We start from the raw sequence: 26046 nt of genomic DNA on the forward strand, positions 1-26046 counted from the left end.
GCAGTCTCAGTTTTCAGTAAACAGTCAAAAAAAAGTAATCAGTCTCAGTTTGCAGTACTATTAGAACTGCAAACCGTTACTGAATCATATTTTTATAAACTTTAGCACTCAATACTGCTACTGTAAACTGAATACTAGAATTAATCTATAATATCGAACCCGCAATAAGGTACTAGAGCATCTGGTATTTTAATTCCGTCTGCTGTTTGATAGTTTTCTAAAATACCTGCTAAAACACGAGGTAAAGCCAAAGAACTACCATTTAAGGTGTGTGCTAATTCGCTTTTACCTTCTTTATTTTTAAAACGTAATTTTAATCTATTTGCCTGAAAAGCCTCAAAGTTAGATGCAGAACTAATTTCTAACCAACGGTCTTGCGCTGTAGAAAATACTTCAAAATCGAATGTTAAAGCAGCCGTAAAACCAGTATCTCCACCACACAAACGTAATATTCTATAAGGTAATTTTAACTCTCTTAAAATATCTTTAATATGTTCTACCATGCCGTTTAAAGCTTGGTAAGAATTATCTGGATGCTCAATACGTACAATCTCTACTTTATCAAACTGATGCAATCTGTTTAATCCTCTAACATGCGCACCATAACTACCCGCTTCACGTCTAAAACAAGGCGTATAACCCGTTACTGTAATCGGAAATTCAGCTTCTTGCATTAAGTTACCACGAAACATGTTCGTGATAGGAATTTCTGCCGTAGGAATTAAATACAAATCATCTACCGTAGAATGATACATTTGCCCATCTTTATCTGGCAATTGACCCGTTGCCGTTGCAGATTCTGTATTTACCAAATGTGGTACTTGTACTTCTGTATAACCTGCTTTTGTATTTTTATCTAAAAAATAGTTGATTAATGCACGCTGTAATCTTGCTCCTTTTCCTTTATAAACCGGAAAACCAGCACCTGTAATTTTATTTCCTAATTCGAAATCTATAATATCGTATTTCTTAGCTAATTCCCAATGAGGCAAAGCATTTTCTCCTAAATCCGGAATTGTTCCTTCACTAAAAATGTTCTCATTATCTTCTTCAGAAGTTCCTGCTTTTACAGAAGCATGAGGTATGTTTGGTATTTGATATAATAATGTTTGCAACTCTTCTGCAAAAGCATTAAAATTATCACCAAGCTCTTTAGATTTTTCTTTTAACTGAACTGTTTTTTCCTTTAAAAGATTTGCTTTTTGTACTTCTCCAGATTTGAAAAAACCACCAATTTCTTTGGATAATTTATTAGATTCTGCCAAAGTATTATCTAACTCAACCTGAGTAGATCTTCTATTCTCATCGGCAGTTAAAACTTGTTCAATAATCGTTGCTGCATTGGCAAAATTACGTTTAGCCAAACCCGCTAAAACCGTTTCTTTGTTGTCTCTAATAAACTGTACTTGTAACATTTTTGTAGAATTTTTGTAAATGCAAAGATATAATTTGTGAAATGGTTTTACACTAAATTATAAATAAAAGTGTGTTGTAAAATTCTAACCAAATAGGCACAAAGAAATCATAGAAAATAGATGTTTTCAAATGTTTTTTGGGCGTTACCACAAGGGGCAGGCTTTCGCACTCGCTTTTTTTGTAGAAAAACAAAAAAGAGCTCAAACATTGAGCCTGTCTTGAGCGTAGTCGAAAGGCTCTATCCTTAACGCGTAGTTAATACTAAAAAAGGAAGTTATTATGAGGTTACTCAGTTCAGACCCTTCAGGTTTTTAAAACCTGAAGGGTCTTTAATATTAAATACCGGAATTGTCATTTCGACGCGAGGAGAAATCCCATAAAGAAGCTAACACAAAATTGCTCCACAAACTTGTCACTTCGAAGTATTGAGAAATCTCATAATAGTTATAACAAAAAACAGAGTAACTTTATGAGATTCCTCATAAGTTTATATTGAGCGTAGTCGAAATACTTAAAAAAGTTCATTTCGGAATGACAAACTGTGTGTCAATACAGAACTCATAATTAATCACAACAATTGTCACTTCGAAGCATTGAGAAGTCTCATAACCGTGATAACATAACAATTACCAAACTTTATGAGATTTCTCCTAAAAGGGTCGAAATGACAAAACTGGGTGTAAAAAAACAATCAACTTGTCATTTCGACAAAGGAGAAATCCCACAACGGTAAACCACCCCAATTGTCACTTCGAAGTATTGAGAAGTCTTATAACAGTGATAACACAAATTTGCGGAAAAATAAAAAACTTAAAGATTTTCTTTAATATACTCTCTAGCAGTTTGTTCATCATTTTTAATCTGAACAACTAATGCGTCAATAGAACTAAATTTTTCTTCATTACGTAAAAAATAAAGCAATTCTATCGTTAAATATTCGTTGTATAAATTTTGGTTGAAGTCAAAAAAGTGGGCTTCAATTGTTTGGTAAGTTCCATCTACGGTTGGTCTGCTGCCAATGTTCATCATTCCAAAAACAGTTTTATTGTCGATGGTAGATTTTACTACATAAACACCCGTTTTAGGAATCAGTTTATACGCTTCTTTTACATCAATATTTGCAGTAGGATATCCAATTTTTCCACCTAATTGTTTTCCGTTTACTACGGTACCACTTAACATAAAATTGTAACCTAAATAATTGTTGGCAGTTTTTAGGTTTCCAGTAGCCAAAGCACGTCTTACTTTGGTAGAACTTACAGAAACATCATCGATATCTTGTGCCGGAATTTCTTCTACCACAAAATCGTATAAATGACTATATTCTGTTAATTGAACAATGTTTCCTTCTCTATTTTTTCCAAAATGATGATCGTAACCAATAATTAATTTAGAAATATTCAATTGATTTACCAATACTTCACGCACAAATTCTAGCGCGGTCATTCTAGAAAAATCTTTACTAAAAGGATGAATAATTAAATAATCTAAGCCTGTTTTTTTAAGTAATTCGGCACGTTCTTCAATCGTATTAATCAACTCTATGGTAGCGTCTTTTTGTAACACCATTCTTGGATGCGGAAAAAAAGTAAGTAAAACAGATTTTCTATTTGCTTTTTTAGCCTCTAAAACCAGTTTATCAATAATTTTTTGATGCCCAAAATGTACCCCATCAAAAGTACCAATGGTTACATATGTTTTTTCTGAAGTAGAAAAATTAGAAATATTCTGAATTGTATTCAATCAAAAAGATAATTAAGTATAATACAAATGTACAATAACTAACGGTTTCTACTAATATGAAAAAGAGTAGTTTTTAAACTTTCTATTTGATAATATAATAGAGATATATTGCTATAATCTTAAAATAAGTACCTGTTTGTTAAATTATTCAAAAAATATTGTATTTTGCATTTACTTAACAAAAAAATCAAATTATGATAAAAAAAATTATACTTCTTGCGTTTATAGCTTTTAGTAGTGTAGCAATGGTTGGTCAAACCAAGGTTACAGGTACTGTTACAGACGCTAAAACAGGAGAAACAATTCCTGGAGCAAATATTAAAATTGCTAGAAAAGCGTTAGGAACAACCACCGATTTTGATGGTAATTTTGTATTAAATGTTTCAGACAAGCCACCTTTTACTATAGAGATTTCTGTGCTGGGGTTTCATGTAGAAAAAGTGGAGATTATAAAAAATAATCAAAAAGTAATGGTTGCCTTAATAGAAAATGAAACTTCTTTAGATGAAATTGTAGTTTCTGCTTCTAGAACACCAGAACGTGTTATGGAATCTCCTGTTACTATTGAAAGAATGGACAGTAGAGCCATTAAAAATACTTCTGCACCTTCTTTTTACGACGGGTTAGAAAATTTAAAAGGAGTAGATGTAAACACCAACAGTTTAACTTTTAAATCTGTAAATACACGTGGTTTTGCAACTTTTTCTAACACACGTTTTATGCAATTGGTAGACGGTATGGATAATTCGTCTCCTGCATTAAATTTTGCTTTGGGTAATTTACTAGGTATGTCTGAACTAGATGTAAAAACAGTAGAATTATTACCAGGTGCTTCCTCTGCATTATATGGTGCAAATGCATTTAATGGTATTATGTTTATGACCAGTAAAAGTCCTTTTGAAGATCAAGGAATTAGTGTTTCTTTAAAAGGAGGAGTTACAAGTCAAGAAGCAGCAGGAAATAATGAGTTTTATGATTTTAATATTAGAATGGCGTATGCTTTTTCTAATAAGTTTGCGGCAAAAGCAACCTTATCCTATTTAGAAGGAGAAGATTGGCATGCAACAGACTATAGAAATACAAACGGAGATGAATACATTTCAGGAGATAGATCAGATCCAAATTATAATGGTGTTAATGTTTATGGAGATGTAGCTTCTAATGATTTTGGAGGAGCTATAGGAAAAGTGAGTAGAACAGGTTATAATGAAAACGATTTGATGGACTATGGCGTTAAAAGCGTAAAGTTTGGTAGTTCTTTAAATTATAGACCTTTTGGTGATGATCGTTTAGAAGTAATATGGAATACTAAAGTAGGCGTTGGAACTACTCAATATTTAGGTGGTCAAAAATATAGCATTAAAAACTTTCTGTTAGAGCAACATAAATTAGAATTTAAAGGTAAAAACTTTTTTGTACGTGGTTATGTAACAAGTGAAGATGCTGGTGATTCTTATAATACCTTATTTGCAGGTTTAAATATTAATAGAGCTTGGAGTTCAGACCAAAATTGGTTTACAGAATATGCTGGAGCTTATTTAGGAAGCGTTCCTGGTGTTACTGCTAGTTCTCATGAAGCTGCAAGAGCATTTGCAGATAGAAATCGTTTTTTACCTGGAACTGCTGAGTTTAAGAATGCTTTTAATACAGTAACAAGTGACCCAGATTTAATTACAGGTGCTAAATTTAGAGATCAAACAAAATTATATCATGCAGATGCGAATTATAATTTTCAAGACGTTATAGACTTTGCAGAAATTCAAGTTGGTGGTTCTTATAGAAGGTATTCTTTAAATTCTTTTGGTAATATATTTACAGATACAGACGGACCTATTAAGTATGATGAATATGGTGTTTATACACAAGCTCAAAAGAAATTTTTAGAAGACGACCGTTTAAAGGTAACCGCTTCAATTCGTTATGACAAAGCACAAAATTTTGATGGTAATTTTTCTCCAAGAATTTCATTTGCATACGCAGGTGGTGAAAATAAAAATCAGAACTTTAGAGCTTCTTTTCAAACAGGATTTAGAAATCCTACAACGCAAGATCAATATATTGGTTTAGATGTTGGTAATGCAATTTTAGTAGGTGGTGTAGAAGATAATATAGATAGATATACCACAAGTTTTACAGATGCTGCAGGTGTAAATTATACTTTAACAGGTAGAGATGCTTATGAAAACTCTTTTACTGTTGCAAGTGGTGGAACTGTAAAAGCAGAGGTAGACTTTGTGAAACCAGAAAAAGTAACCGCTTTTGAAGTAGGGTATAGAGGTCTTATTCCTGTTAATGAAAGTAACCTTACTGTAGATTTAAGTGTGTATTATAATCAATATGAAGATTTTATAGCCAATAAAAATGTAATTGTACCTTACAACGCTGCCGGCGGATTTAAGGTTTTTCAATTGTATACTAATTCTGATGCAGATATTAATTCTTATGGAGCAACCATTGGTTTAAATACCAAAATTTTAAAAGGTTTTAACCTTGGTCTTAATTATACTTATGCAAAATTTGATTTTGATCAAGCTTCAGATCCAGATTTTGAAGCTGGTTTTAATACTCCAGAACATAAAGTAAAATTGCAATTTGGTAAAACAGACTTATTTAAAAACTTTGGTTTTAATGTTAATGCAAGATGGCAAGATGAATATAGATGGGAATCTTCTTTCTTAGATGGTACAATGAAAGCGAGAACCGTTTTAGATGCTCAAGTTAATTATAGTGTTCCTTCAATGAAATCTGTATTTAAATTAGGTGGAGCAAATTTAACAGGTCAAGAATACTTGGGTGCTACCGGTGTAGGAGCAGTAGGTTCTCAGTACTATATTTCTTGGACAATTAATAACTAAAATAAAATACTTTATGAAAAATTATAAATATATAGGATTATTTCTTTTGGCTTTCAGTTTTACTTCTTGTGATGTAAACAATGAGTTAGATGAAATAGTAGATCCAGTAAAACCCCTAGTAACATTAAATAAAAATGGATTAGATTTTTCTACATACATTTCTATAGGAGCTTCTTTTACCGCAGGGTATACAGACGGAGCATTGTTTAAATCGGGGCAAGAAAATTCTTTTCCAAACATTCTAGCAGCAAAATTTGGAACCACATTTAAACAACCTTTAATGAATGATAATATTGGAGGTTTGGTTTTTAACGGAACAGCAGTACAGCCGCCAAGATTTTATTTTGATGGAGCTGGTCCAACTAGGTTAAGTGCTTTACCTACAACACCTTTAACGGCTAAAGTATCTGGTCCTTTCAATAATTTTGGAGTACCTGGTGCAAAAAGTTTTCATTTAGGTGTTGCTGGTTATGGAACATTAAACCCATATTTTGGTAGAATGGAATCTAGTACTTCTGCTACTGTTATTGGAGATGCATTGGCCCAAGCACCAACGTTTTTTACATTATCAGAAATTGGAGGAAATGATGTTTTAGGTTATGCACTTTCTGGAGGTTCTGGAGTAGACCAAACAGGTAATTATGATCCTTCTACTTACGGTGAAGCGGATATAACAGACCCAAATGTTTTTGCAAATGTGTTAAATGGTATGGTAACCGCACTTACATCAAATGGAGCAAAAGGAGTGGTTGCAAATGTACCTTATATTACAGATTTAGCTAATTTTGTTACAGTACCTTATAACCCTGTTCCTTTAGATGCAGCAACAGCACAAGCGGTAAATACTGGTTATGCGACTTATAATGGCGGTTTACAAGCGGCTGCGGCAGCTTTAGCCGGAACTGGCTTATTAACAGATGATGAGGTAGCTAAAAGAACAATTAGTTTTTCGGCTGGTCAAAATGCTGTAGTAATTATAGATGAAGATTTAACAGATTTAGGAGCTATAAACCCAGCTTTTGCAGGAATTCCAAAATACAGACAAGCAACTGCAGATGATTTATTATTATTAGCAAGTTCTGCTATTATTGGTACTACAGTTAATGGAAATGCATCATTAATTAACGGAGTATCTGTTCCTTTAGCAGATAATTGGGTTTTAACACCACAGGAGCAAGCAGCAATAAAAACGGCTACAGATGCTTATAATGCAACAATTGAAACAATAACGAGTACAAATGAAAATGTTGCATTGGTAGATTTTAAAGGTCTTTTACAAGAAGCTTCCGAAGGTATTATTTTTGATAAATATAGGTTAAATACAAGTTTAGTTACTGGTGGTTTAATCAGTTTAGATGGTGTACATTTAACAGGAAGAGGGTATGCTTTAATGGCTAATGAAATTTTAGAGGCTATAGATGCAGAATTTGGTTCTAATTTTACATTAGCAACAGATGGTTTGGCTAAAGCAGATGATTATCCTACAAATTATTCACCTACTTTAAAGTAAGAAAATAATTACTAAAATAGAAAAAGAGGCTATCTAAAATATATTTTAGATAGCCTCTTTTATATTATTAAACAATCTTCTTAAGACAACATCATTACTGCTCTTTTAACTCCGCTAACCAAAATATCAATCTCTTCTTTTGTGTTATAGAACGAGAAAGAAGCTCTAATAGTTCCGGGTATTTTATAGAAGTCCATAATTGGTTGTGCACAATGATGACCAGTTCTTACGGCAATTCCTAATTTATCTAATATAGAACCAATATCATACGGATGAATATCGTTTACATTAAAAGAAATTACAGCCGTTTTATCTTTTGTAGTTCCGAAAATTTTTAAGCCTTCAATTTTTAATAATTCTTGTGTTCCGTACTCTAAAAGCTCATGTTCGTATTCAGCGATAGCATCAAAACCAACGGAATTCATATAATCTATAGCTGATCCAAAAGCAATTCCGCCACAAATATTTGGAGTTCCAGCTTCAAATTTATGAGGCAAACCTGCGTAAGTCGTTTTTTCAAAAGTTACGGTTTCTATCATTTCTCCACCACCTTGGTAAGGAGGTAGTTTTTCTAACCATTCTTGTTTTCCGTATAACATTCCAACACCTGTTGGGCCACATAATTTATGTGCAGAAGCTACATAAAAATCAACATTTAAAGCTTGTACATCTGGTTTTATATGAGGTGTAGCCTGAGCTCCATCAATTAAAACAGCAGCATTCACCTTATGAGCGGCAGCAATAATTTCTTTAATTGGGTTTATAGTTCCCAAAGCATTAGAAACGTGGTTACAGAAAACTAATTTTGTTTTATCATTCAATAAATTATGATATGCTTCCATGTTTAAAGAACCATCTTCTAACATTGGAATCACTTTTAAAAGAGCACCTGTTTTTTCACACAACATTTGCCAAGGCACAATATTAGAATGGTGTTCTAAAGCAGAAACAATAATTTCGTCGCCTGTGTTTAAAAGTGAGGCAAAACCGGCAGCAACTCTATTAATGCTGTCTGTAGTACCAGCAGTTAAAATAATCTCATACGCTTCTTTTGCATTAAAATGATGTTGAATTTTAATACGCGCTTGTTCATATTTACCGGTTGCTTCCTGACTTAAAGTATGCACACCTCTGTGAATATTAGCGTTGTAGTTACTATAATAATCTACAATTGCATCAATAACAACTTGTGGTGTTTGAGAAGTAGCAGCATTATCAAAATAGACTAAAGGTTTTCCGTGAACGGTTCTTTTTAGAATTGGAAAATCTGCTCTAATTTTATCAACATTTATCATACAAAATCAATTTAAAACACAAAGATAACCGATGAAGTTTGAAACTTGTAATAAAGACAATATGAATTTCTTATTTTTACATAACTAAACTCTTTTTCTGATGAAAATTTTTAAACGAATTCTATTTTTAGTATTAATTATTGTGATTGGTGTTGTTATTTACAACTATCCAAAATTGAATCTTTTGGCTGGTTATTCTGCTAAAAACATGGCTTCATCTGTTTTTGTTGCAGATAGAACTCTAGAGTTTACAGATACCACGGACAATGATTTTTCACCAGTTAATTTGGCTTCGGATAAAGTTAATTTAGAAAATAAAAATGCAACATCTTCTGCTTTTGGCTTGTTAACCAGAAAAGCTATTTATAGAGAAGGTTTAGGAGCTGTTTTAACCTTAGAAGAAAGCGATGAAACTGCAGGTTATTTAGTTCCTAAAAGATTAGAAGCAGATAATAATACACCTTATCCTTATGGAAACGCCCCACAAATAGATACTATTTTTGCAAATTTAGATTATGATAAAATTGATGAATCTGTAGATTTATTATTTGATCCTACCAATAAAACAAGAGCTGTTCTGGTTGTTTATAAAGATCAAATTGTTTCAGAAAAATATGCAGACGGCTTTCATAAAGAGTCAAAACTTTTAGGCTGGTCTATGACGAAGAGCTTGTTAAGTACTGTATTTGGAATTATGCAAACTCAAGGTGGAATTAATGTGTTTGACAAAGCTCCAATTGATTCTTGGCAAAATGATGAGCGTAAAAAGATTACGATCAATAATTTATTACAAATGAATTCCGGTTTAGAATGGGATGAGAATTATGGGGAAATTTCTGATGCGACTAAAATGTTGTTTTTAGAAAGAGATATGACCAAGATGCAAGAAAATAAGCCTTTGGTTGGTACCCCAAACGAAAGTTGGAATTACTCCTCTGGAACCTCCAATTTATTATCAGGTATTTTAAGAACTTACTTTAAAACGCATCAAGAATATTTAGACTTTTGGTATGTCAACTTTATTGATAAAATAGGGATGAATTCTATGGTCTTAGAAGCCGATTTAAGCGGAAATTACGTAGGTTCTTCTTATTCTTGGGCAACTGCAAGAGATTGGTCTAAATTTGGTCTTTTATATCTTAAAAATGGAAATTGGAATGGAGAACAATTATTTACCAAAGAATGGGTTAACTATATAAGAACACCAACACGAGGTTCTAACGGAACTTATGGTGCGCAGTTCTGGCTAAATGCAGAAAATGATTTTAAGGACGTGCCTAAAAACATGTATTATGCAGATGGCTTTCAAGGACAAAGAGTGTATGTTTTACCAGACCAAGAGATGGTGATTGTCCGTTTTGGTTTAAATAATTTTGATGAAAATACCTTTTTAAAGGGTGTGATTGAATCAATTAAATAAATTTTGTTATTTCGATATTAGAAAAATTGCTAGAATTAAAAGAAATATGATACAAACACAAGGGGAATTAATAGAAAATGCGCTTTTATATTTTAAGAGAGGCGATTTTTCTTTAGGGTATAGAACGCTTTTAGATGCTTCTTTAAACACCGATTCTGTAGAAGTTTTTACCAAAGTATTAGACTTTGTAGAAAAATATGAAAATGAAAGTAGTGATGATAAATCGTCATTACTTTTGTTATTTACAGAATGCTGTAATCAACTTAAAAAGATAAAAATTGAAACCAAAAACTTAGTTGGTAAAACAATTTTAAAAGCAGATAACATTACCAAAGATTATAACAAAGGTCGTTTTGTTTTAGGTCCTGTAAATATCGAATTGAAAAAAGGAGATATTTTTGGTTTGGTTGGCGAAAATGGAAATGGAAAAACAACGTTGTTAACGGTGTTGGCTTCTTTAAATAAAGTATCTGCAGGTAGTTTAGAATATTCTTTTTCATCAAAAAATAAAGACGCTTACGATGTGTTGTCTAAATTGGTTTACATACCGCAAAGAACAGCTGTTTGGTATGGTAAAGTTTTAGATAATTTAAAATTTGCGTTGGTACATTATGGTGTAAAAGGTGAAAAAAATGATTTATTAGTTTTAATGATGGTTGCCCGGTTTGGTCTTTGGAAATACAAAGATTTAAAATGGAGCGAACTTTCTTCTGGATATAAAATGCGTTTTGAGTTGGCAAGAACAATGTTACGCAAGCCAGAAATTATTTTGTTAGATGAGCCTTTGGCAAACTTAGATATTTTGGCACAACAAATTATCTTAGAAGATTTAAAGATGATGTCTAAATCTCCTGTAAACCCAATTGCAATGGTGTTTTCTTCTCAACAATTATATGAAGTAGAAAAAATTTCTGATGAGGTTATTTATTTAAGAAACGGTAAACCTTCTAATCAATTAAATATAGAAGAAAAAACAGCAAAGCAGTTAATTATAGAATTAGATGCAACCAATTCTAGAGAAGAATTAGAAACTGTTTTTAAAGAACTGAATTTAGAAAAACTAGAGTTTAATGGAGGTGTTTATATCTTGTACTTTAAGCATGATATTACATTTAATATTGTGCTAAATACAATTGCAAGTCATCAATTAAATGTAACGTATATCAGAGATATTTCTAAATCTACCAGACGCTTTTTTGTCTATTAATCATCTAAACAATAATAATGAATTTTATCAATAAAATAAATAAATATCTTTTAGAGCATTATCCATTAATATGGAATACTCGTTTGGTTTGGATGCTTGGAGTAAATATAATTGTTCATTTGCTTTTCTTTTTAATTGGCTTTTCTTCTGTTAATGGTTTAGCAGATTTAAAAGAACATTATAAGTTAGATGATTTTTTCTTTTTTACATCTAATGTGTATTACAACGTGTTGATTTCTATTTTTATCTTATTAATTTGGATAATTTTTTACTTAAGAAATAATGCATTTAAAAATTTGTATTCTATAAAAAAGGGAATGGTTTTTCAGCAATTTTGTATTGTATTTCTCATCATTTTAATAAGTACAACACAATTTTATTCTTTTAAAACAGGTTTAAAAATTAAAACAAGATCTCTTTATAATTGGCAAGAATTAGATAAAGATATTAAGACTTTTAATAAGTTTAGTTTGTTTTTAATGCAAGAACAAGATGAGTATGAAATAGATAAAAAAGAATATCCCGATCCTTTTCCTTTAAAGGTTGCAGTAGGTTACGAGCAGAATTTAACAGATAATATTGATACTACTCAGGTTTTTTTCAAAAGAGATGGTCATTTTTTACAGTTTTATAAGTTCAATAATAATTATGATTTAGAAACGAATAACTCTTACAAAACCAGATCTTCGATTGACTTTGATAATTTTGAAGATAGAACTATAATTGATATAAGTGAGTTTAAAGAGTTTTTAAATCCATCTTTATTCAATTATTCAAAAGAGAAATTTAATTACGGTCAAGACTCTTTAGATTATAAAAATCAGCTTAATTTCTATCAAGAAATATTAAATAATAAAGATGATATTAGAATAAAAGAAGGATTAAAAAAGGTGCTTTCTATCTCAAAAAAATATGAAATAAAACATAACTTAACGGTAGACAATTGGTTTGAATTAATCGATAATAAACCAAGTTACCTTTTAACGGAATTGATACATACGAGTAACCCAAAAGAAGAATATTATGCAAGAACAGGCTATGGAGTAAACAATTTATCTTCGGGTAAAGATATTCCATATTCTAAGAGTTTATACTTCGATTTTAATGATAGTGATAATTTTTTTAAGAACGTATATGAATCTTATTTCTCTGGTTTTGATATTGTCTTTTTGTATTTTATAATTGCCTTTTCTTTTTGTTTAAGCATTCTTATTTTAATATTTAAAACAACAAGTATTAAAACAATATTGTTAAGTTTTGTAGCAAGTTTGGTTGTTTTGGTATTAATAGTTTGGTTAATGTCTTCTTCTAACAATTTGTTTGGGTATAGTAAATATAACGAGTACTTTATAATGTTGTTTATCTCGTTTTTAATTATCGTTTTTTCAATTTTTTCCTATATTTTAAATTGGAAAAAAACGATAATATCTATCTTTTGGTCGTTAGTTTTATTTGCAGTACCAACTTTCTTTTTGTTTGCTGCTTTTAGTTATTCTAGATTTTTAAAAGATGTTTATTTAGAGTTAAACCCTCAAAATTATAATTATAAAAGTAATTTTGAAACGTGGTTTCAGAATTATGGTTTTTGGGCAATACTGTTGGTTAGTATAATTACAATCTATGTGTATTCGTTATTTATCAGAAAATTAAAAGCAAGACCAGAGTAAACTATTTTATGATAAAACAGAACAAAACCACTTATTTCTAAGTGGTTTTGTTCTACAGTTTAATGGTAGGTTTATTAATTTTTACCTTTTATCAAACTAAGTGCTACAGCAGCAATACCTAGTGCGATAGTGATATAAGAATTGGTGTTGTCTTGAGATTTTATTAAATCTAGATCGCCAATTGATACTTCTGTTTCTGGTTGTATCATAGTGTAAGTTCCATAAACAAGTAATGCAACTCCTGCTATTAATAATACTGTTTTAATTGTTTTATTCATAATCTTCAGTTTTTTTATAAAGTTACAAAAATTATAAATATAAAAAAACCACGCAAAGAGCGTGGTTCTATTTTTTATAAAAAGTAATTTCGAAATTTACAATTCGAAACCAATATTAACGTTTAGTTTCTCTGCAATTAATTTAGTGATACGTTGTTTTACCTCTGGTATTTTAACGCTTTCTAAGACAGTATTTGCAAAAGCAAACATTAACAATGCTTTCCCTTCTTTTTTAGGAATACCACGTTGTTGCATGTAAAATAAAGCATCATCATCTAACTGACCAATAGTACAACCGTGAGAACATTTTACATCATCAGCAAAAATTTCTAATTGTGGTTTTGCATTAATCGTTGCTTTATCACTAATTAAAACATTGTTGTTTTGTTGATATGCATTTGTTTTTTGAGCTTCTTTATTTACAATTACTTTACCATTAAAAACACCAGTAGAGCGCTCGTCAAAAATACCTTTATAATCTTGATGAGATTCACAATTTGGTTCTATATGATGTACCAAGGTGTGATGATCTACATGTTGTTTTCCTTCAATAATTGTAATTCCTTTTAAGATAGAGTCCATATGTTCTCCACGTTGATAGAAATTTAAATTATTTCTGGTGATATTTCCTCCAAAAGAGAATGTATGTACAGAAACAACACTGTTTGTTTTTTGTTCTATGTACGTATTATCTACTAAAGAAGCATTTATTTTGTCGTTCTGAATTTTATAAATGTCTACCGTAGAGTTTTTAGCTGCAAAAACCTCCGTTACAACATTAGACAACACAGCATTGTCTGTTAAACTTTGGTGACGCTCTATAATTTGAACGTGTGCATTTTCTTCTACAACAATTAAGTTTCTTGGCTGTATCATTGTAGCAGCTTCCGAACCTGTTGTAAAATTAATAATCTGAATAGGCTTTTCTACTTCTACATTTCTAGGAATATAAATGTAAGCCCCTTCATTGGCGAATGCAGTATTTAACGAGGTTAAATTATCTTGTTTTGCAATTTTATTGAAGTAGTTTTCTATAACAGGACTATATTTAGCTTTTGATATTGCTGAAGAAAGTAAACAAATATCTTTTCCATCATGTGTTACATCAGAAAGAAAAGAACTGTATTTTCCGTCTATAAAAATAATTTTATAGGTGTCAATATCATGAATAAAATACTGTTTTACATCTGCAAATTCAACGTTATTTTCTTTGTTAGGGAAAATACTATAATCTTGTTTTAAAATTGAGTTTAAAGAAGTGTATTTCCATTCTTCCAATTTTTTGGTAGGAAACCCTAGTGCTTCAAAATTTTGTAATGCTTTTGTACGTATATCATGTATTTCTGAATTGATATCTACATCATTTTCAAAAGCAACATAAGACGATACTATTTTATCTTTTAATTCCATTGTTTTATAAGTTTCAGGTTTAAAGTTTCTTTTGTTTCAAGTTGTGACTACTTGAACTTAGTTCCTTTAAAATCTCTTTTATTTAAATAGCTGATAAAATTTGCTATTTTTTTACTCAAATGTTCACATTCAATAATTAAATTGTTTAATTTTTCTTCAGAAATATATTCCGAATCAAAGAGTCTGTAAGATTGTGAACGAACTTCTCCAGCAGAACCTTTTGCAATTGATAAATATTGTCTAAACTCTAAATTTCCATCCCTTTCAAAACCTTCAGCAATGTTATCCATTACTGAACCAGAAGAAGCTTTAATTTGATCTTTAAAACGATAATCGTTTTTTCAAATCAGTATTTTTAGAAATAAAAATAACTTGCTGAGCTAATTTTCTAGCTAGTTGCCATATTTCTAAATCTTCGAATCTTCTTATAGTTGCCAAAACATGAAACTTTAAACAATAGAAACAAGAAACATTTTAAACTAATTCTTGTTTAATCCAGTCATATCCTTTTGCTTCTAATTCCAAAGCTAAAGAAGCGTCTCCACTTTTTACAATTTTACCATCGTGTAAAACGTGTACAAAATCTGGTACGATATAATCTAATAAACGTTGGTAGTGTGTAATTACAATAACAGCGTTGTCTTTAGATTTTAATTTATTTACACCGTTTGCAACAATACGCAAAGCATCAATATCTAAACCAGAATCTGTTTCATCTAAAATAGCTAATTTTGGCTCTAGCATTGCCATTTGAAAAATTTCGTTACGTTTCTTTTCTCCTCCAGAAAAACCTTCGTTTAAAGAACGAGATAAGAATTTACGGTCTATTTCTAATAATTCAGATTTCTCACGAATCATTTTTAACATGTCTTTTGCTGGCATGTCTTCTAAACCTTTTGCTTTACGAGTTTCGTTAATAGCAGTTTTAATAAAGTTTGTTACAGAAACTCCAGGAATTTCTACAGGATATTGAAAAGATAAAAACACACCGTTATGTGCTCTTTCTTCCGGTGCTAATTCACTAATATCTTCACCATTTAATTCAATTGTACCAGCAGTAACTTCATAATCTTCTTTTCCTGCAATAATATTTGCTAAAGTACTTTTACCAGCACCATTAGGTCCCATAATTGCATGTACTTCACCTGCTTTTACTTCTAAATTCAATCCTTTTAAAATTGATTTATTATCAATACTCGCTTGTAAATTTTCTATTTTTAACATCCTTTTTATGCTATTGGCTTTTAGCTTTTGGCTAGAAGCATTATTTTAATAATTATATATCTTATGGTTGGTAATTAATTATCCAACACTTCCTTCTAAACTGATTTCCAATAATTTTTGAGCTTCCACTGCAAATTCCATTGGTAATTTATTTAAAACCTCTTTACTAAATCCGTTTACAATTAAAGCAATTGCTTTTTCTGTATCTATACCACGTTGGTTACAGTAAAATAATTGTTCTTCACCAATTTTACTTGTAGTTGCCTCGTGTTCTATTTGTGCCGATTTATTTTTAGCTTCTATATAAGGAAACGTGTGTGCTCCACAAGCGTTACCCATTAATAAAGAATCACATTGAGAGAAATTACGTGCATTTTCTGCTCTTGCCCCAATATGTACCAAACCTCTGTATGAGTTTTGAGAATTACCTGCAGAAATACCTTTAGAAATAATGGTAGACTTAGTATTTTTACCTAAGTGAATCATTTTTGTTCCGGTATCTGCTTGTTGAAAATTGTTAGTAACTGCAATAGAATAAAATTCACCTACAGAATTGTTTCCTTTTAAAATACAAGAAGGATATTTCCAAGTTACAGCAGAACCAGTTTCTACTTGTGTCCAAGAAATTTTTGCGTTGTTCTCGCAAATTCCTCTTTTCGTTACAAAATTGTAAACCCCACCTTTTCCTTCTTTATTACCAGGATACCAGTTTTGTACGGTAGAATATTTAATTTCTGCATCATCTAATGCAATTAATTCTACAACAGCAGCGTGTAATTGATTTTCATCTCTACTTGGTGCTGTACATCCTTCTAAATAAGAAACATAACTACCTTTGTCTGCAACAACTAGTGTTCTTTCAAATTGACCTGTTCCACCTTCGTTAATTCTAAAATAGGTAGAAAGTTCCATCGGACATTTTACACCTTTTGGAATGTAACAGAAAGATCCGTCAGAAAATACTGCCGAATTTAATGCTGCATAAAAGTTGTCTGTTGTTGGTACAACGGTTCCTAAATATTTTCTTACTAATTCTGGGTGTTCTTGAATTGCTTCAGAAATAGGCATAAAAATAATACCTTTTTCACCTAATGTTTTCTTAAAAGTAGTCGCAACAGAAACAGAATCCATTACAATATCTACAGCTACATTAGCTAATTTTTTTTGCTCATCTAAAGAGATTCCTAAACGCTTAAAAGTGTCTAATAATTCTGGATCTACTTCATCTAAAGAGTTTAACTGTGGCTTCTTTTTTGGTGCAGAATAATAAGCAATGTCTTGAAACTTTGGTTTCTCATAATGAACATTTGCCCATTCTGGTTCTTCCATTTTTTCCCAAACTCTATACGCTTCTAAACGCCATTCGGTCATCCATTCTGGCTCGTTTTTCTTTTTAGAAATTGCGCGAACAACATCTTCACTTAATCCTACAGGAAATGTGTCACTTTCTATATCTGTATAAAAACCGTATTTATATTCTTGGGTTTTTAATTCTTCTTCTAGCTGCTCCTCTGTATACTTTGACATCTTTTTCTTAAATTTTTAAAGTGAGAATGATTCTCCACAACCACAAGTTCTATTTGCGTTTGGGTTGTTAAATACAAATCCTTTTCCGTTTAAACCTCCAGAATATTCTAAGGTGGTTCCTACTAAATATAAAAAGCTTTTTTTATCAACAATGATTTTTACATCATTCTCTATAAAAACTTTATCGTTTTCTTCTTGTTTGTTATCAAAAGTTAAATCGTAAGATAAACCTGAACAACCACCACTTTTTACACCAACGCGTACAAAATCGGTTACTGCATTAAAGCCATCGTCAGTCATTAATTCTATGACTTTCTTCTTTGCTGTGTCTGAAACTTTTATCATAATTTTAAATAGATTAAATCTAAATTGTCTGCAAATATACGATATAAGTCGAAGAAAAATAACAAACTTTCATTAACAAACCCAATTAAACAATTGGTTTTATTGATGGCTCTTTTAAGTGACCATTTTATAGACCGCGATATCATTTTAGATTGATCCTATACTTTTGCAGATTGTACTAAAATATTAAATTCCTGTTTATGTAAATTAATGTACTAAGTAGTTTTTATTGTTGATAGAACGCTTTAAAATGAATTATGAATATTATAACAAAATATTGATAGATTGAGAACTCATTTTGTATTTTCGAAACATGGAATTGCAACCACCTTTTAGAAAAATAATTCATGTAGATATGGATGCGTTTTACGCATCTGTAGCAGAGTTAGACAACCCCGAATTAAGAGGGAAAGCAATTGCAGTAGGTGGAGAAGGTAGAAGAGGGGTTATTTCTGCAGCGAGTTATGAAGCTCGTAAATTTGGAGTAAAATCTGCCATGAGCGGTACGTTGGCAAAGCAAAAATGTCCGCATTTAATTTTTGTTGATAGTGATTTCCCTCGCTATAAAGAAATATCACAAAAAGTTAGAGACATTTTTTACGAGTATACAGATTTGGTTGAGCCACTTTCTTTAGATGAAGCGTATTTAGATGTTACAGAGAATAAAAAAGGAAATCCATCTGCAAATACCATTGCCAAGGAAATCAGAGAGCGAATTTTTGAAGAAACTGGATTAAGAGCTTCCGCTGGAATTTCGATAAACAAATTTATAGCAAAAGTAGCTTCGGATATTAACAAGCCTAACGGACAAAAAACAGTGCATCCAGATGAGGTAATTCAGTTTTTAGAAGAATTACCCGTCAATAAGTTTTATGGAGTGGGTAAAGTTACCGCTGCAAAAATGTATAATTTAGGCATATTTGTTGGGAATGATTTAAAGAAAAAAACCTTAGAAGAACTGATTAAATCTTTCGGGAAATCGGGTGCTCATTATTATAATATTGTTCGCGGAATTCATAATAGCGCAGTAAAACCAAACAGAATTAGAAAGTCTGTTGCTGCAGAGAGAACTTTTAGTGAAAATATTTCTTCGGAAATATTTATGATAGAAAAGTTAGAGAAAATTGCGGATGAGTTAGAAAGACGCATGACCAAAACAGATACAAAAGGAAAGACAATTACTTTAAAAATTAAATATTCAGATTTTACACAACAGACAAGAAGTAAAACCAAGGAATATTTTATGCAGACTAAAAACGAGTTTTTTCCTGTTGTAAAAGAATTGTTGTTTCAAGATAAAATTACAAATTCAGTTCGTTTATTAGGCTTATCTTTTGGTAATTTAAATACCGAAAATAAAGAACCTGTTTGGGTACAATTAAAGTTTGAATTCTGACGCTAAGCGTCTTTTTGTATGCTACAAAATTATGGTAAGGATTACTTAGTAATTTGTTAATTTAAATTATGAAGAGTTCAATTCCCGTAGGCTTGCCTAAAAATGAAAAGGATTAATAATACTTCCAATTGTCATTTCGACGATAGGAGAAATCTCATAATCTAGAAAACATTAAACAGAGTAACTTTATGTGATTTCTCTCAAAAGGTCGAAATGACAAACTGAAAGGAAAAACCATACATCTTATTAGAGAAAAGACTAAATTGTAGGTTATTATTTCGGGTTCATTATTTTTTATCGGGTTTAAAATGACATAAATAACATTAAAAATGAAAATAGAAATTATCAGAACAAATTCTGAAAACCCAGATTTTATTAATTTGGTAAAACAGTTAGATGCCTACTTAAAAATGAAGGATGGAGCAGAACATGCTTTTTACAATCAGTTTAATAATATTGATGTTTTAAAGAATGTAGTGGTTGTTTCTGTTGATAAAAAAGCAGTTGGCTGTGGAGCAATAAAAAAGTTTGATAATACTTCTGTAGAGGTAAAAAGAATGTTTGTTTCTCCGGATGATAGAGGAAAAGGAGTTGCTAAAAAAGTATTACAAGAATTAGAAATTTGGGCTAAAGAATTAGGATATAAAAAATGTGTGCTAGAAACTGGTGAAAGACAAGTGGAAGCAGTAAAATTTTATACCAAATGCAATTATAAAAAGATTCCAAATTACGGACAATACAAAGGAGTAGAAAATAGTATTTGTTTTGAAAAAGCATTGTAAAAGTCAATAGATTAAAATGAAAAAACCTATAAACACAGATAGTTATAATAAAAGCAATTTAGTTGCAGATGTAATTATTATTGGTGGTGGTTTAGCGGGTTTATGTAACGCAATTCATTTATCAAAATTTAATAAAAAGGTTTTGTTAATTGAGAAAAATGAATATCCGAAGCACAAAGTTTGTGGAGAATATATTTCGAATGAAGTTTTACCTTATTTAGACTTTTTAGAGATTAATCCGTTTAATTTTGGTGCTGTTAAAATCTCTGAATTTCAATTATCAACTACAAAGAATAATCTTATTTCGGCAAAGTTACCTTTGGGCGGATTCGGGATTTCACGATATCAATTAGATCTTCTTTTATCAGAAAAAGCAATAAAAAATGGTGTTACAATTTTAAAAGATTCCGTCATAAATGTTGCTTTTGAAAATGATGTATTTTCCGTTGAAACGAAAGAAAATAATACCTTCACTTCTAAAATTACCATTGGAGCTTTTGGCAAACGTTCTTTATTAGATGTGAAAATGGAACGCGAGTTTATCAAGAAAAAATCACCTTATTTAGGTGTTAAAATTCATGTAAAAGGAAATTTTAAAGAAGATTTAGTAGCACTTCATAATTTTAAAGGTGGTTATTGTGGTGTTTCTAAAGTGGAAAAAAATGCAATTAATTTGTGTTATATCACCAATTATGAGTCCTTTAAAAAGTATAAAAACATTGATGATTTTCAGGAGCAAGTCGTTTTTAAAAATCAGTATTTAAAAGAAATTTTCGATAATTCTGAAGCAATTTTCGAGAAACCATTAACGATAAGTCAGATTTCTTTTGAAACCAAAAAACCAGTAGAAAACCATATTTTAATGTGCGGCGATTCTGCAGGAATGATTCATCCGCTTTGTGGAAACGGAATGAGTATGGCAATTCAATCGGCACAAATTGCATCTAAATTGATTTTAAATTACTTGAATGGTGAAAATATATCTAGAAAAGAGCTCGAAAAGCAATATATTAGACAGTGGAATAAAAAATTTAGTTTGCGTTTGAAAGCAGGTCATTTTATTGCAATGTTATTTCGAAAAGATAAAATTGCAGCTATTTTACTTCAAATATTAAAGAAACTACCTTTTTTATTACCCATAATAATCAAGCAAACACATGGTAAACCAATGAAAGTTTAATGGATTTTTTTATCAGCACAAAAAATAGAACAGACAAAGAAGAACTGATGGATGATTTTTCTATTGGCGGAGATTTGCTGCGAGATACTTTAGATAAATTAGAAAATATAAATCGGTATTTAGGCGGAAATTTAGTAACTTTAAATTCACTGAAAAAAGTATTAAAAAATCATCCAAAAGAACAAGAGTTAACCATTGTAGATATTGGTTGTGGTCATGGAGATATTTTACGAGATGTAGCAAAATTCGGAAGGAAAAAAGGCTATAAAATGAAGCTGTTAGGCATAGATGCAAACCCAACAGCAATAGCGTACGCAAATGAATTATCGGCAGCATTTCCAGAACTGAGTTTTAAAACGGAAGATATTTTTTCTGAAGCTTTTAAAAACAGACAATTCGATGTGGTATTGGCAACCTTATTTTTACATCATTTTAAAGAAGAACAATTGGTTTCTTTTCTAGGAAATACACTAAAACAAACAAAAATAGGAATTGTAGTGAATGATTTGCATCGACATAAATTAGCGTATTATCTGTTTATGTTGTTGTCTCTTTTTATCAAAAATAAAATGATTATTGAAGACGGATTAACATCTGTTTTAAGAGGATTCAAAAGAAAAGATTTAGAAGGAGTCTCTCAAAAATTAAATGTAAAACCACAAATTTCTTGGAAATGGGCATTCCGTTTTCAATGGATACTGAAACGTTAAAAAGTTGAAAGTTCTTAAAGTTGAAAAGTAAAGAAATTCGAATAATAACAATCAGTTAAATCTGAGAAAAAATATATAAATAACTCCGAGAATCTCTGCGAAAAAACTCTGTGAATCTCTGTGTAATAACTAAATATGAAAGTAAAAATAACATCGGTTGCAAAACAACTTCCAAAATATTACAGAGAAACTAAAGATATTATTCCGTTTGTAAAATTATGGATGCAAGATCAAGATACCCGTTTTCAAAGAAAAGTGATTAAACTTTTTGAAGGAGCAGGCGTAGACAAGCGCTATTCTATTATGGATCCAGAAGAGGTTTTTATAGCAACTTCTTTTGAGGAAAAAAATGATATTTACGCACGTGAAGTTGTAAAATTAGCAGAACAATCTTTAAAAAAATCTTTAAAAAAAGCGAGTTTAAAACCTACGGATATCGATTATATAATTACCGTAAGTTGTACCGGAATTATGATTCCGTCTATGGATGCTTATTTGATTAATTCCCTGCAAATGAAACAAGATATTGTGCGTTTACCTGTTACCGAAATGGGGTGTGCAGCAGGGGTTTCTGGAATTATTTATGCAAAGAATTTTTTAAAATCGAATCCGAACCAAAGAGCAGTTGTAATTGCTGTAGAAGCACCAACCGCAACGTTTCAATTAGAAGATTATTCGATGACAAATATTGTAAGTGCTGCTATTTTTGGTGATGGTGCTTCTGCAGTTATTTTGTCTTCGCATGAAGATGATAAAGGACCCGCAATTATTGATGAAGCGATGTATCATTTTTATGATGCTACTTCTATGATGGGGTTTAAATTGGTAAATACAGGTTTACAAATGATATTGGATAAGGAAGTTCCGCAAAAAATATCAGATCATTTTCCGGCAATTGTACATCCGTTTTTAGAACGAAATAATTTAACGATTGATGATGTAGACCACTTAATTTTTCATCCAGGAGGAAAGAAAATTGTACAAACGGTAGAAGATTTATTCGGGGTTTTAGGTAAAAATATAGACGATACAAAAGAGGTTTTACGTTTGTACGGTAATATGTCTAGCGCAACTGTTTTGTATGTTTTAGAACGATTTATGGATCGGAATCCGGCAAAAGGCGAAAGAGGTTTAATGTTGAGTTTTGGTCCTGGTTTTTCTGCGCAACGAATATTGTTGGAATGGTAAAGTATAGTTCATAAACCTTCTTAAGAATGTCATTTCGAACGGAGAGAGAAATCGCATAAAGTTTGGTTTGTATTGTGGAATCACTGTTATATGATTTCTCCTTTGTCGAAATGACAAAAATGTCTAAAAAATAGAGTAAATGAACCAAATAGAAATCATAAAAAATCTTCCTTATACAAAGCCTTTTTTATTTGTAGATGAACTCACAGAAATTTCAGAAAATGGAGTTGTTGGAAATTACACTTTCAACGAAAAAGCTTTTTTTTATGAAGGTCATTTTAAAGGAAACCCAATCACGCCAGGTGTAATTTTAACGGAAACCATGGCACAAATTGGTGTTGTATGTTTGGGTATTTATTTATTAAAAGATAAAATTTCATCCGAAGAAAAAAACACACAAATTGCGCTAACTTCTAATCAGGTTGATTTCTATTTACCGGTTTTACCCAATGAAAAAGTAACCGTAATTTCGGAGAAAGAATATTTTAGATTCAATAAATTGAAGTGCAAAGTAAGAATGATGAATGACAAAAATGAATTGGTTTGCAGAGGAACTATTTCTGGAATGATAATCGCAAAATAAATTAATGTCAGTTCGAGTGATTTCGCTTTTTCGCGAAATTGTATCGAGAACAAATTAATAAATATTTAAAAATGAAAAACAGAGTGGTAATTACTGGTTTAGGAGTTGTGTCACCAAATGGCGTTGGTTTACCTGCGTTTACAAATGCGATAAAATCAGGAACTTCAGGAATTACCTTTCATCAAAATTTAAAGGACAAAGGTTTTTCTTGTTGTATTGGTGGAATTCCTGAGGTTTCCGAAGAAAAAAAAGCAGCCTATTTATCACCTTTACAATTACGTGGCTTTAACAGTACGTCAATTTTATACGGTTGTATGGCAGGAATTGATGCTTGGAAAGATGCTGGTTTTTCTATAGATGAAAATTCTAAATTAGATTATGATTCGGGTTTAATTTTTGGAACAGGTACCTCGGGAATTGAAAAATTCAGAGAATCAATTTATAAAATTGACGATCAAAAAGTAAGACGTTTAGGAAGTACTTCTGTGGTGCAAACCATGGCAAGCGGAATTTCGGCTTATTTAGGCGGAATTCTAGGTTTAGGAAACCAAGTAACCACAAATTCATCTGCTTGTACAACGGGTACAGAAGCCTTATTATTAGGTTTTGAACGTATTAAAAACGGAAAGGCAAAAAGAATGTTGGTTGGCAGTTCTAGTGATAGTAGTTTGTATACTTGGGGTGGGTTTGATGCCATGAGAGTGATGTCTTATAAGCACAATGAAACGCCAGAAAAAGGATCGAGACCGATGAGTGAAACTGCGTCTGGTTTTGTTCCTGGAAGTGGAGCGGGAGCTTTGGTTTTAGAATCTTTAGAAAGTGCTTTAGAAAGAAAAGCAACCATTTATGCAGAGGTTTTAGGTGGAAATATAAATTCTGGCGGACAAAGAAATGGCGGAACGTTAACGGCTCCGAATGCAGAAGCTGTTCAGAAATGTATTACAGATGCAATTTTAGATGCTTGTATTTCTGCAGATGAAATAGATGTAATAAACGGACATTTAACAGCTACTTCTAAAGACAGTTTAGAAATAGAAAATTGGACCAAAGCATTGCAAAGAAGAGGAACTGATTTTCCAACTATTAACTCTTTAAAGTCTATGGTTGGCCATTGTTTGGCTGCTTCTGGTGCTATTGAATCTGTGGCTTCCGTTTTGCAAATTAAAGAACAGTTTGTGTTTCCGAATATCAATTGTGAAGATGTTCATCCGGAAATTTCTGAATTAATTTCTACAGATAAAATTCCGACTAAATTGATTGAGAAAAGCATTACTATTTTAGCAAAAGCAAGTTTTGGTTTTGGTGACGTAAACGCATGTGTTATCTTTAAGAAATATGAAAAATAGACTTTGACAGGCTCAGACTGATATGCGTAGCGTTAATTAGTGTTTTTAATTTTTGATATAAATTTATGAAAGTTAATAATTAAAAACGCTGGAACAATAAAAACTAACAATGTCACACTGAGCTTGTCGAAGTGTAAATAACTATACATATGACAAAAGAAGAAATTATATCGAAATTAACTGTTATTGTAAAACCATATATTCAAAACGAAGAAGGTTTTAAAAATTTATCAGAAGAAACAGATTTTATAAATGATTTAGAAATAAATTCTGCAAATTTGGTAGATATTATTTTAGATGTAGAAGACGAGTTTAAAATAGAAATAGACAACGATTCTATGGAGAAAATGCTATCTGTAAAAGCAACTATTGCCGTAATTCAATCTAAAATGGATGCATAATATTGGTAATGATATTGTTGATTTAAACTTTGCTAAAACCCAGAGTAATTGGCAGCGAAAAGGGTTTTTAGAAAAACAATTCACCAAAAAAGAACAAGAAGCAATTCGTAATGCAGAGAATCCGTTTATAACAGTTTGGTTGTTTTGGTCTATGAAAGAAGCGGCTTATAAATGTTATACTCAAAAAATAGAAAAACGCTTTTTTGCACCTCAAAAATTTGAATGTAGTTTAATTTCTAAAACAGAAGGCTTTGTGCTTTTTGAAGCTAATAAATATGTTACAAATATAAGTTTTAATCCATTTTATATCCATACAATTGCCAAAGAGGTGAACAGTGAGGATGCTATTTTTTTTAAGATTGGTGCATCAAAAAAAACTCATATCGATTTAAAAACACAATTGGCGATAGAAACGGGGGTTTTATACGATGAAATCGTAAAAATAAAAACAACTGTTGGTGCTCCTTTATTTTATCACAAGAAAAAATTATTAACCAAATCTTGCTCAATTTCGCATCATGGAAATTATGGTGCTTTTGTATTTACTTTAGAAAATTAAAATA

At 31.0% G+C, this 26046-nt stretch carries 22 protein-coding genes and 1 pseudogene; 14 read left to right on the forward strand and 9 right to left on the reverse strand.

Going from position 1 to position 26046, the window contains the following annotated elements:
* Nucleotides 1–140: 140 nt before the first annotated feature.
* The gene (gene serS / locus GQS57_RS04665; RefSeq protein ID WP_165731425.1) at nt 141–1415 is read right to left on the reverse strand and encodes a serine--tRNA ligase; all 1275 of its coding nucleotides are present in this window, start codon (nt 1413–1415) and stop codon (nt 141–143) included.
* An 811-nt stretch (nt 1416–2226) separates the two neighbouring features.
* Complete coding sequence (locus tag GQS57_RS04670; protein ID WP_165731426.1) at nt 2227–3159, reverse strand: bifunctional riboflavin kinase/FAD synthetase; 933 nt, start codon at nt 3157–3159, stop codon at nt 2227–2229.
* Between the two features lie 194 nt (nt 3160–3353).
* On the opposite strand from GQS57_RS04670, the gene GQS57_RS04675 reads away from it, so the two are divergent.
* Both GQS57_RS04675 and GQS57_RS04680 read left to right on the forward strand, forming a co-directional pair.
* Entirely contained in the window at nt 3354–6014 is a 2661-nt protein-coding gene (locus GQS57_RS04675; protein WP_165731427.1) for a TonB-dependent receptor, read from the forward strand.
* A 13-nt stretch (nt 6015–6027) separates the two neighbouring features.
* On the forward strand, nt 6028–7524 hold the full coding sequence (locus GQS57_RS04680; RefSeq protein WP_165731428.1) for a G-D-S-L family lipolytic protein: 1497 nt from the start codon (nt 6028–6030) through the stop codon (nt 7522–7524).
* Nucleotides 7525–7604: 80 nt separating this feature from the next.
* On the opposite strand, the gene GQS57_RS04685 is transcribed toward GQS57_RS04680, so the two are convergent.
* The gene (locus GQS57_RS04685; protein ID WP_165731429.1) at nt 7605–8819 is read right to left on the reverse strand and encodes an aminotransferase class V-fold PLP-dependent enzyme; all 1215 of its coding nucleotides are present in this window, start codon (nt 8817–8819) and stop codon (nt 7605–7607) included.
* A 100-nt stretch (nt 8820–8919) separates the two neighbouring features.
* Between GQS57_RS04685 and GQS57_RS04690 the strand changes: the two genes are divergently transcribed.
* Genes GQS57_RS04690 through GQS57_RS04700 form a run of 3 tightly spaced genes read left to right on the forward strand, consistent with a single transcriptional unit; the run spans nt 8920 to nt 13113 of the window.
* A complete protein-coding gene (locus tag GQS57_RS04690; RefSeq protein ID WP_165731430.1) occupies nt 8920–10239 on the forward strand; it encodes a serine hydrolase in 1320 nt (439 codons plus the stop codon).
* A 46-nt stretch (nt 10240–10285) separates the two neighbouring features.
* On the forward strand, nt 10286–11446 hold the full coding sequence (locus GQS57_RS04695) for an ATP-binding cassette domain-containing protein (RefSeq protein ID WP_165731431.1): 1161 nt from the start codon (nt 10286–10288) through the stop codon (nt 11444–11446).
* A 17-nt stretch (nt 11447–11463) separates the two neighbouring features.
* On the forward strand, nt 11464–13113 hold the full coding sequence (locus GQS57_RS04700) for a hypothetical protein (RefSeq protein WP_165731432.1): 1650 nt from the start codon (nt 11464–11466) through the stop codon (nt 13111–13113).
* A gap of 74 nt (nt 13114–13187) precedes the next feature.
* Here GQS57_RS04700 and GQS57_RS04705 read toward each other — a convergent pair whose 3' ends face one another.
* The 6 genes and pseudogenes from GQS57_RS04705 to GQS57_RS04730 all read right to left on the reverse strand — a co-directional run bounded on the left by GQS57_RS04705 (nt 13188) and on the right by GQS57_RS04730 (nt 17897).
* Complete coding sequence (locus GQS57_RS04705) at nt 13188–13391, reverse strand: hypothetical protein (protein WP_165731433.1); 204 nt, start codon at nt 13389–13391, stop codon at nt 13188–13190.
* A gap of 96 nt (nt 13392–13487) precedes the next feature.
* On the reverse strand, nt 13488–14801 hold the full coding sequence (gene sufD / locus GQS57_RS04710; RefSeq protein ID WP_165731434.1) for a Fe-S cluster assembly protein SufD: 1314 nt from the start codon (nt 14799–14801) through the stop codon (nt 13488–13490).
* Between the two features lie 47 nt (nt 14802–14848).
* Nucleotides 14849–15239: pseudogene (locus tag GQS57_RS04715) on the reverse strand (four helix bundle protein).
* A 36-nt stretch (nt 15240–15275) separates the two neighbouring features.
* On the reverse strand, nt 15276–16025 hold the full coding sequence (gene sufC / locus GQS57_RS04720) for a Fe-S cluster assembly ATPase SufC (RefSeq protein WP_165731435.1): 750 nt from the start codon (nt 16023–16025) through the stop codon (nt 15276–15278).
* A gap of 78 nt (nt 16026–16103) precedes the next feature.
* The gene (gene sufB / locus GQS57_RS04725) at nt 16104–17552 is read right to left on the reverse strand and encodes a Fe-S cluster assembly protein SufB (protein WP_165731436.1); all 1449 of its coding nucleotides are present in this window, start codon (nt 17550–17552) and stop codon (nt 16104–16106) included.
* 15 nt (nt 17553–17567) lie between these two features.
* Nucleotides 17568–17897: an iron-sulfur cluster assembly accessory protein gene (locus GQS57_RS04730; protein ID WP_165731437.1), complete on the reverse strand. Its 330-nt coding sequence runs from the start codon at nt 17895–17897 to the stop codon at nt 17568–17570.
* Nucleotides 17898–18210: 313 nt separating this feature from the next.
* Here GQS57_RS04730 and dinB point away from each other — a divergent pair, with 313 nt between their 5' ends.
* From dinB to GQS57_RS04775, 9 genes are all read left to right on the forward strand, one after another.
* Nucleotides 18211–19293 carry a DNA polymerase IV gene (gene dinB / locus GQS57_RS04735; RefSeq protein WP_165731438.1) on the forward strand — a complete coding sequence of 361 codons (1083 nt, stop codon included), beginning with the start codon at nt 18211–18213 and terminating at the stop codon, nt 19291–19293.
* 329 nt (nt 19294–19622) lie between these two features.
* The gene (locus GQS57_RS04740) at nt 19623–20075 is read left to right on the forward strand and encodes a GNAT family N-acetyltransferase (RefSeq protein ID WP_165731439.1); all 453 of its coding nucleotides are present in this window, start codon (nt 19623–19625) and stop codon (nt 20073–20075) included.
* Between the two features lie 16 nt (nt 20076–20091).
* The gene (locus GQS57_RS04745; protein ID WP_165731440.1) at nt 20092–21255 is read left to right on the forward strand and encodes an NAD(P)/FAD-dependent oxidoreductase; all 1164 of its coding nucleotides are present in this window, start codon (nt 20092–20094) and stop codon (nt 21253–21255) included.
* On the forward strand, nt 21255–21965 hold the full coding sequence (locus GQS57_RS04750) for a methyltransferase domain-containing protein (RefSeq protein WP_165731441.1): 711 nt from the start codon (nt 21255–21257) through the stop codon (nt 21963–21965). Before GQS57_RS04745 ends, GQS57_RS04750 begins: the two co-directional genes overlap by 1 nt.
* Nucleotides 21966–22100: 135 nt before the next feature.
* Nucleotides 22101–23153 (forward strand): type III polyketide synthase, encoded by a 1053-nt coding sequence (locus tag GQS57_RS04755; protein ID WP_165731442.1) that lies wholly within the window; start codon nt 22101–22103, stop codon nt 23151–23153.
* 139 nt (nt 23154–23292) lie between these two features.
* Complete coding sequence (locus GQS57_RS04760; RefSeq protein ID WP_165731443.1) at nt 23293–23736, forward strand: 3-hydroxyacyl-ACP dehydratase FabZ family protein; 444 nt, start codon at nt 23293–23295, stop codon at nt 23734–23736.
* A 71-nt stretch (nt 23737–23807) separates the two neighbouring features.
* Nucleotides 23808–25082 (forward strand): beta-ketoacyl synthase, encoded by a 1275-nt coding sequence (locus GQS57_RS04765; RefSeq protein ID WP_165731444.1) that lies wholly within the window; start codon nt 23808–23810, stop codon nt 25080–25082.
* 149 nt (nt 25083–25231) lie between these two features.
* Complete coding sequence (locus tag GQS57_RS04770; RefSeq protein WP_165731445.1) at nt 25232–25483, forward strand: acyl carrier protein; 252 nt, start codon at nt 25232–25234, stop codon at nt 25481–25483.
* Nucleotides 25476–26042 carry a 4'-phosphopantetheinyl transferase superfamily protein gene (locus tag GQS57_RS04775; protein WP_165731446.1) on the forward strand — a complete coding sequence of 189 codons (567 nt, stop codon included), beginning with the start codon at nt 25476–25478 and terminating at the stop codon, nt 26040–26042. Before GQS57_RS04770 ends, GQS57_RS04775 begins: the two co-directional genes overlap by 8 nt.
* Nucleotides 26043–26046 lie beyond the last annotated feature (4 nt).

This window comes from Polaribacter sp. 20A6 (genome assembly GCF_011378915.1).
GTDB classification, from domain to species: domain Bacteria; phylum Bacteroidota; class Bacteroidia; order Flavobacteriales; family Flavobacteriaceae; genus Polaribacter; species Polaribacter sejongensis.